Below are 8,411 nucleotides of genomic sequence, written 5' to 3'. Positions count from 1 at the left end.
GTTCGCGATGCCGACGCAGGACTTCTTCATCGATCGGCACACCGCGCTTTCGCCCAGCGAGTTCATGGGCCGGCTCGAAGCGGTGATCAACCGCTACCCCCGGCCGATCACATACGCCCAGCAGAACCTGATGGGCAGCCACGACACGGACCGCCTCGCGAGCATGTTCGTCAATCCGGATCGCCCGTACGACGGTGCGAATCGGCCGCAGGACAACGCCAAAAACTTCGATCCGCCTTACAGCGAGCGGAAGCCGAATCGCGAGGAGTGGGAGCGCATGCGGCAGCTGGTCTACTTCCAGCACGCCTTCGTCGGTGCGCCGATGACGTACTACGGCGACGAGGCCGGCATGTGGTCGCCGGACGATCCGAGCAACCGTCAGCCGTTCCCCTGGCCGGACAAGGGCCCGTACAACGGCAGCAGCGACGGCTTCGATCAGGAGACGTTCGACTACTTCCAGCGGGCGAGCGCGATCCGCAACAGCGTCTCGGCCCTGCGAACCGGCGACTTCCAGCCGCTGCTGGCCGACGACGACAAGGGCGTCATCGCCTTCGCCCGCGAGAACGATGAAGGCAAGGTCGTCGTCGTCGTTAACCGAAGCGACCGCATGCAGACGATTTCGCTGGATGTCTCGGGCGAATTTGTCGACCTGATCTCCGACGGCGAGCTTATCCAGGAAGGCGGAGCCCGACCGGTCATGACGGCAGGCGACGCGGAGATAACGCTGGACGAGATCACGATCCCCGCCTGGGGCACCGCGATCTACGTCCGGCAATAGTCCTCCTCCGTCATCCCGAGCGCAGCCGAGGCACCTCGCTTGGCTCTGCACAGACGAGGTTCTTCGACTCGTTGGGCTTGCTCAGGATGACGGAAAGCAGCGGCCGACCAGTGTCGAGAGGATCGACGGGTCGGTCGTTTTTCGTGCGCGTTTCCCGTTGATGGTGAGCTTGGCCCGCACGGGTGCCGGTGCGCGTTGCGACGCCTCGGCATTGTCGACACCACCGCCGAGGCTGTTTTCGCGAATGCGGACCGGCGACGCGGCGAGCCAGCTCGGGTCACGCTTGGTCGGCTTGCCCTCGCGATCGATCTGGCCGAACTCTAGGACGCCGGTCGGGCACATCTGCAGGCAGGCCGAGCAGCGCACGCACTCCGGATCGACCATCGGCCGGCCCTTGTTGGCGAAGCTCATGATGTCGATGCCTTGGTGGCAGACGCTGGTGCAGACGTTGCACGAGATGCACTTCTTCTTCTCGGGGATGATCGCATACCGGCTGAAGCGGTGGTAGATGTGCATCAGCGCCGCCAGCGGACAGGCGAACCGGCACCAGACGCGCCCGCTGAACCAGAAGTAGAGCGCCACGCCCGCGATGCCGGCCCACAGCAGATCCACGAAGTAGGCCCAGCTCAACAGCGGAATGCCGCCCGCGAGGTAGTCGCTCCACTCGGCAGCCCATTCAACACCCGTCCAACGAAGGATGAAGAGACCCTGCAGGACCAGCCCGAACGCCAGCAGGACCTGGCCGACGAAGTTGACCTTGTTCCATCCTTTGCCGTGCGGCATCTTCTCGCGGTGCCGGTCGCCCAGCGTTTCGGCCAACGCGCCGCACGAGCAGATCCAGCCGCAGTACGCGCCCTTGCCCCAGAAGTAGATCATCCCAGGGATCAGCACGAACGTCTGGAAAAAGCCCAGGACGACCCAGCCCAAGATCGGCTCGTGCGTGAACCAATTCCACGCCATTAGCGGCCACGCGAGGATCAGGCCGTAGGCACGCCAGTAGCTCTCGCCCGGAAAGAGCGTCTCGCCAATCCAGTGCAACGCGGCACCCTCCGCGAACCAGCCATTGCGGCCCATGTACGGAAGCAGAATCTCCGGCAGGAAGAAGAGCGGAATGCACTGGAAGAGCATCAGCGTGATCGTCTGCACCTTGATGTACGGCGTGCGCCGCCGGCGCATGCGGTCGATGCCAAAGATGACGACGCACGCGCAGTAGGCGAAGCTGTAGTAGAAGCTCCGGCCCTTCATGCTCTCGAGCACGGTGCCGCCGAAGGTGGTGACGTCGCTGAAGTAGCCGCTCAGAACGGATCGCAACCAAGCAACACCGTCGGCTGGTTCGAGCTGGAGCCACGACGGCATGTACAAGCCGTCGATGCCGAGGAGTGGCTTGCCGGGGTTGCCGGCGCCCTTCCAGTGGTACATCCAAATGCAGAAGAACAAAAAGGCGATCAGCGTCCACCACCACGTGAACGACCGCTCGCCGCGAATCTTCACGCCGCTGCGGCGAAAGAAGTCGAGCGGGGCCTCGCGGCCGAGCATCAGGAAGACCTGATCGTTCTCGATCTCTTTCGTTTCGCCGTCTTGATCAAGCACGACGGTGTCGTCTCTGATCTCCTTGACGTTGCTGGGCAGCATCAGGGACAGCGTGCCCTTCGCCGCATCGGGATTCGCGTCGTCCTTGTTGAAGTCGCCGTGCGCGCTGACGGTGCGGTGATCGCTCGGCTCGACCGTCGCCTCGGCCGCGGGGTTCTTTGCCAGGCGCAGCAGGGTCTCCTGGTTCTCGGGCTTGGCTCGGCTGAACTCGGGCTTGCGGTAGCTGAGCGTGACGTCGCCGCCGCACTTGGTGAGTGCGATGGCGGCTTCCATCGCGGAGTCACCGCCGCCGACGATGAGGGTCTTCTTGCCGCAATAGTCCTTCGGATCGTGCAGGCGATAGCTGACTTTGTCGGATTTGCCTTCGCCCGGAACGCCGAGCTTTCGATAGTTGCCAGATCTGCCGATGCCGACGATGACGCGTTTGGCTTTGACGACCTCGCCATCGGTGACGAAGCCGGTGCCGTTGAGGTGGACGCCGTCGGGCGTTTGTGCCGGCTTGGCGAGTTTGACGTGAAAGAGTCCGCCTTTGCGATTGACCTGCTCGACGCGGGCCGTCACCCACTTCAGGCCGGTGTCGACTGTTTGCTCTTCGAGGTCTTCGACGAGACCTTCCTTGATGTTGCTCTTCTCGTGCAGGTCGAACGCCTTGACGCGCGTCTCGGTCGGGTAGGTGAAGATCGGCTTGCCCTTGGGGAAGCCCTTGATCGTGTTGAACGGGCTGCTTCCTTCGAAGACGCAGTAACGCAGTCCCTTTTCGCGAGCGGCAACGGCTGCGGAGAACCCTGCCGTCCCGCCGCCGATGATGGCGACGTCGAGCACGCCGTCTTCCGACGTCTCCCCTTCGAGCTCGCCAGCGACGCGGCATGCCGCGTCGTAGCCGGCGTTGGCGGACAGCTTCAGGAGCGGCACGCCGGTCAGGTCGCCGACGATCGACAGGCCCGGCACGTTGGTCGATCCGTCAGGGCCGGCGATCGGCAGCTTTTCGACCGTTCCGCCGGGCCATTGGAGGTGGAGCCAGTGGGCGTAGCGGCTCAGCCACGTCAACGGATTCAGCGTGTTCGCCCCCGAGCTTCTGCTTCCGCCCCCTGAAGTCGTGGCGGCCCTCAGCATGAGTTCAATCATCCTCCGCGGTCGGTCGTGTTGCAAGGCTGCTGCTGCTCCCGAAGACGGAATGTCGCCTGCCGATGCGGCAGACTTCCGTGTTCCCGCACGAAGTCGACAGTCGCTCCCAAGCCTTTCGCCAACTCACGCCACGCGTCGGCCGTGCGGAAGTGGAGGTGCTCTTCCTGATCGGCCATCTGACTGCCGCCACGGAGGCGATTGGCGAGCTTGTCAAGGAATGTCAGCAAGCGGAGCTCGCCGGGCGTGCGGTAGACGCTCTCGACCACGACGACACGCCGGCCGACACGCAACGCCTCGCGCAGCACGGCTTCGGCATCGTCTGCATGGTGGAGCACGAAGTAGAGCACGACCGCGTCGAAGGCTTTGTCCTCGAAGGGCAATCGAAGGCCGTCGTAGCGAACGAAGGGTCGTGCAGCATCGGACGCGAAGTCGGCCAGGTCAGCGAAGGTCACGCGGCACTCGGTGTCGCGAAGAGCGAGCCCGACTTCGCCCTCGCCACAGCCGAGGTCGAGGACGGTCGGTCGCTCCGCTTCGTCGCCCAGGGCAGCGAGGACGCGACGCGCTTTGGAGCGCCCGCGCTGCTGAATCACCACGGGCAACCACGCCAACGGAAGCAACGCCAGCCATCCGCCCCAGCCGATCCAGGTGGCCGCGACGTAAACGTCCTCCAGGCCGACGTAGCGGAGGTACGTCACGGATGACACGAGGCCAAGGAAGAGCCAGTGCCATCGCGGTCGTCGCGACATCGCCGGCAGGGCGAAGAGGCCCAGCAAGTACCACGGGTGAACCGTGGTCGCGGTCAGGATGTAGAGGCCGAGGATGGCGAGCATTGAGGCGTCGAGCGCGAGCCGGCGCCACCAGTCGATGGCGTAGACGATCAACACGCCCGCAACGAGCACCCACCGCAGCAACGCCGCCGCCGAGTCGCCGCCGTCGTCGAGGGGCGTGACAAACAGCGGCTTGATCGCGAAGTACGGCCCTGCGAAGAACTCGAAGTGCTGCGTGTACAGCGACAGCGACTCGCCCACGTTCGCCGGCACGTTGCGATGCGCGAAGGGCAACGCGAGAACGATCAGCGTCGCCAGCGACGGCCAGACCGATCGCCACCCGCCTCGTCGCCAAAGCAGCGGCAGCAGAAGCAACGGATACAGCTTCACCCACACGGCAGACGCGAGGAGCACGCCCGCGAGCCGATATCGATCCGCCCGCACCGCCAGCAACGTGCCGGCGAGCAACGGCAGCATGAAGACCTCGCTGTGGGCTTGACCCCAGGTCTCGATGATGACGAGTGGGTTCCACGCGTAGTGCACGAGGGCTCGACCATCGCGAACGAGTCGGACGAGCATCAGCAGCGTCGCCGTTTCCGCACCAGCGGCGAGGAGTTTGAGCACCGCGTAGCCCGCCCAGGGCGATTCGATCAAACGTGTCGCAAGGCCGGTCAATGCGAACACGGTCTGCGAGACCGGCGGGTAGACGCTGAAGTAGCCGGGGCTGTTGATCCGTTCCAACGGAATCAGCTGGCCAAGCCCCAGCAGCCGAGGATCGTCCGGCGTGAGCAGGTACGGGTTGATTCCGTTGGCCGTGACGAGGCCGTCCCAGAGGTAGCGCCAGGCGTCGTCGCTCAGCGTCGGCGGAAGGACCAGGAACATCGCGCGGGCGACGAACGCGACAATCACCACCGACCGCAGCGACACGTTGCCTGATCGCCACGCGAAGAGGGCCGTTGCTGCCATCAGCACGTTGGCTGCGACGAAACCGACGCGAGAACCGACCGTCGCCGGCATGGCGGCGGTGACGGCGAGTGCCATTGCTGCGATGAGAAAAACGCCCATCAAGCCGTTCGCTTGACGGGCGTCTTTCGGTCCGAGAGGCATCCGCGGGATGCTAACGACTCACTACTTCCGTTCCTGCTGCGTGCGATCGACGCCGTCTTCAGCATCCAGGTCACGGACGACATCCTTTTCGAGCACAGTGTCGTCGACGCCTTCGAATCCGGGTGGTGGCGTGAAGACCGCCCGCGGGTCGAAGCCGGCGGCTGCGACCTGACGGTACATCTCGGGGCCGAATGAAGATCGCAGAAGGTCTTTCTGAGCGTCCAGGGGCAAGGCCGACCAGACTCCCGCACGCACCGGGACGGGTACCTGACTCGTGACGACCTGACCACTCTTGCCGGTGAGGAAGTTGCCGACCGCTTCCAGGTACAGCGCCGGGAGATCGGGAACTTCCTGGTAGAGGGGGTCTGTCGGATCAGGATTGATCTCGCGCCACTGAGCGTGGAGATCGCCCGCTCGCTCCACGAGGGCGTTGTGCCGCTCTGCGTCACGAAGCAGAAACTGCGTCGCGACCGCTTGCACGAGCAAACCGGCCATCGTCGCACGAGCGGTGTCGGGGTTTTCGAGCGTCTCGGCGAAGTGCGCGTCGAGAAACTCGTCGAGGGTCATCTCGTATCGGTTGCCGACCGGAGTTCCTTGGTACTGGTCGCGCATCTTCTGCATGAGTGCAAACGCTTCGTCGCGGTCTCCGTAGATCTCGGCCGAGGCGATGGCGGAGTCGACGCGATTCCGGAAGCCGCTCCCGTAGAGGCGCTCGATGCGTTGCAGACGCGTCTCGTCGTCCGGGCCGAGGTCGGCCTCGTCCATGAGCGACTCGTAGAAGTCCATGAACGCGATCCAGAACGGCCAGTCGGGCGTGTAGTTGACGTAGCCCTCGATCGGATCGACCACGACGCGTCCCTGCTGGGCGAGCTGATCAAGACTGTTGAGCACTTGCCGACGGACGTTGGCCCGACCCTCGGGGTTGCGGTTCTCGTCCGTGTCGAGTCGCTCAAGGCCACGCATCGAGAAGTAGATGGCACTTGCGGCAGGGTGGCGCCAGTCGATCGCTCCGAACATCTCGGCATCGCGAAGCATCGCCTCGGGATCGAGATTGATGCGGTCCGAGGTGATTCCCTGAAGCCGCAGGAATGCCACCGTCGCAGCGATGTCTTCTTCCGTCGCCCAATCTGGATATTGCTCGGCCGGGACAAGCTCGAACATGTCGGGCGAGAGTTCATCTTCGCTTTCACCGGCGAGCATCAGATCGGAGAAGCTCTGGCCGTCTTCTTTGCGGACGACCTGCGACGGCACCGTGAAGGCACGCAGCATCTCGGCCGGAGTCTCGTAGCCGGCTTCTCGCATGTGGTCGAGCAGGGAGCGAGCACCGTCAGAGAGGCGCTCTTCGCGCGTCGGCGCTTCAGCTATGTTGCGGAGCCACGCGAGGTACTTGTCGAGATCGCGCGGCGGTTCGCCGAGGACGGCGTTCCACTCGTCGGCGATCTGTTGCTTGTAGTACCAGTTGAACTGGTCCTGGAACATGCCCACCTTGTGGTGGTAAATCCAAGCCAGCTGCTGATACAGCCGAATGGCATTCGGGTTGTTGTCGAGCCCGCCGCCGTCGCGCTGGAGGAGGTCGATGCCGCTGCGGACCCAATACCAGCGCTCCTCCGGCGTGTGTGTGCCGACGGAGATGTTGTACGCCTGATCCCAAGAGACGAACTCCCAGACCTGGCTGAACTTGGGCTGGAGCTTGGTGATCCATTCGCCCAGCTGGACAGCCTCGGAGTAGTTGCCGTCGTTCTTGAGGTCCTGGGCGCGTTGCCATGCGATGTTGATGCCGACGCCGCGGAAGACGCCCAGCGCCATCTGGAGCGTGGCGAGCTCCGGCGGCAGGTCGAACAGGCGGTCGCTCAGGCCGATGTTCTTGTCGCGACGCTCCTGGTTGATCGGCGCGGTGAGCAGACCGGCCGACGCGACACACGTGGCGAACACGCCGACGCCTCCGAGGGTGACAAGAAGGTTCCGCATCGTTCATTTATACGAGGAAAGCCCGCCTCAGTTTCGCATGTGACGAGCGGGCTAGACCTGCACGCGGGCGATTTCGCGTCGGGAGAACAGGAGCCATCCGAACAGAAAGACCGCCGAAGTCCAGACGAGGCCGACCCAAAGTGTGTGCTGAAGCACCATCTCCCACGGCACGTACAAACCGTTGCTGATCCGGCTCATGCCGTTCACTTGGCTGAAGGTGCTCAGGAAGTTCGACAGCGTGAACACCGCTCGCAGAAGCGTGTCTTCGACGAGGCTCTCGGTAACGCCTGCGCCAGTGTTGTTCAGGCCGCTGCCGAGGGTGGTCTGGAGCCATTCACCGCCTGCCAACAGCACCCATGAAGCAAGCGAAAAGACGGTCGCAACCGAGAAGGTGAGCATCGACGCCGCACACGTCGCGAGCATGCCGAGGAAGGCAAGTCTGACCCACAGCACGATGGCCTGGCGAAGCATGTTCCCGGCGAAGTTGTCCCGGGTGAAGAACAAGCTCAGCCATACGTCTGCCTCGAACTGAATCGGAACGGCCTGTCGAACGCCTTGACGCACGGTGCCGAAGTTCTCGATTCCAAGGTCGATGATGCCGTTCTCGTCGATGAACGTGGCGGGAACGTCATAGATCTGAACGCGATCGACGACATAGCGGACGGGGCGGATGTTCTCATTGATGCTGAGGACGAGGTCGCCGTCGGTGCCGCCGTAGGTGTTGACGCCGCGCACTTTGAATCGGAGTTGAAGTCGACCCGCGCTGAGGTCTCTTCCGATGATGTCGTCGAGGCCGAGAACAGTGTCGAGCCCGATCTGACCTGGCCGAATCGCCTGGCCATCGTCGAGCGTGATCCCGGCCTCGCTCAGCCGTTGCGCGATCTCGTCTGCATCGGCGCGAAGCTGGGCGTCGAGCTCCATCGCTGCCTCGCGGGCGGGCAGCAGACCGGCGAAGCGATAGGTGTTGCCGTTGCCAGGGCCTGCCTCCACCTTGAGAAAATTGACGCGCTGCTCGTTGAGCAGGTCGGAGAGCACCTCAGCGGTGCCGCGACGCGTCAGGCGATCAGGGTCGGTGC

Annotated in this window: 5 protein-coding genes; 1 reads left to right on the top strand and 4 read right to left on the bottom strand. The window is 64.0% G+C overall.

From position 1 onward, the window contains the following. Positions 1-778, top strand: a 778-nt coding sequence (locus tag AAGI46_13515) for an alpha-glucosidase C-terminal domain-containing protein (GenBank protein ID MEM1013222.1), incomplete at its 5' end; no start/stop codon positions are given. A gap of 81 nt (positions 779-859) precedes the next feature. Here the strand turns inward: AAGI46_13515 and AAGI46_13510 are convergent. The 4 genes from AAGI46_13510 to AAGI46_13495 all read right to left on the bottom strand — a co-directional run. Then, positions 860-3,415 (bottom strand): NAD(P)-binding domain-containing protein, encoded by a 2,556-nt coding sequence (locus AAGI46_13510; protein ID MEM1013221.1) that lies wholly within the window; start codon positions 3,413-3,415, stop codon positions 860-862. A 74-nt stretch (positions 3,416-3,489) separates the two neighbouring features. Then, the gene (locus AAGI46_13505; protein MEM1013220.1) at positions 3,490-5,367 is read right to left on the bottom strand and encodes a class I SAM-dependent methyltransferase; all 1,878 of its coding nucleotides are present in this window, start codon (positions 5,365-5,367) and stop codon (positions 3,490-3,492) included. A gap of 21 nt (positions 5,368-5,388) precedes the next feature. Next, entirely contained in the window at positions 5,389-7,335 is a 1,947-nt protein-coding gene (locus AAGI46_13500) for a hypothetical protein (GenBank protein MEM1013219.1), read from the bottom strand. A 51-nt stretch (positions 7,336-7,386) separates the two neighbouring features. Then, positions 7,387-8,411, bottom strand: a 1,025-nt coding sequence (locus AAGI46_13495) for a hypothetical protein (GenBank protein ID MEM1013218.1), incomplete at its 5' end; no start/stop codon positions are given.

It is taken from the genome of Planctomycetota bacterium, assembly GCA_038746835.1.
In the GTDB taxonomy this organism is placed as follows: Bacteria; Planctomycetota; Phycisphaerae; order Tepidisphaerales; family Tepidisphaeraceae; genus JBCDKH01.
This window is presented reverse-complemented; position numbering and strand designations above follow the sequence as displayed.